Source organism: Enterobacter sp. 50588862, assembly GCF_001462935.1.
Classification (GTDB): domain Bacteria; phylum Pseudomonadota; class Gammaproteobacteria; order Enterobacterales; family Enterobacteriaceae; genus Enterobacter; species Enterobacter bugandensis.
Window position 1 is genome coordinate 1 of the sequence record NZ_LNHM01000001.1, and the last position, 236, is coordinate 236.

General features: G+C 53.0%; 2 rRNA genes. Both read left to right on the forward strand.

The annotated features are described in order from the left end of the window. Nucleotides 1-96, forward strand: a 23S ribosomal RNA gene (locus APT89_RS00005); the annotation flags it as partial. A gap of 67 nt (nucleotides 97-163) precedes the next feature. Beyond that, nucleotides 164-236: ribosomal RNA gene (gene rrf / locus APT89_RS00010) — 5S ribosomal RNA — on the forward strand; the annotation flags it as partial.

Here is a 236-nt window from a genome sequence, read left to right on the forward strand (position 1 = left end):
AAGGAACGTTGAAGACGACGACGTTGATAGGCCGGGTGTGTAAGCGCAGCGATGCGTTGAGCTAACCGGTACTAATGAACCGTGAGGCTTAACCTTACAACGCCGAAGATGTTTTGGCGGTGAGAGACAGATTTTCAGCCTGATACAGATTAAACAGAATTTGCCTGGCGGCTTTAGCGCGGTGGTCCCACCTGACCCCATGCCGAACTCAGAAGTGAAACGCCGTAGCGCCGATG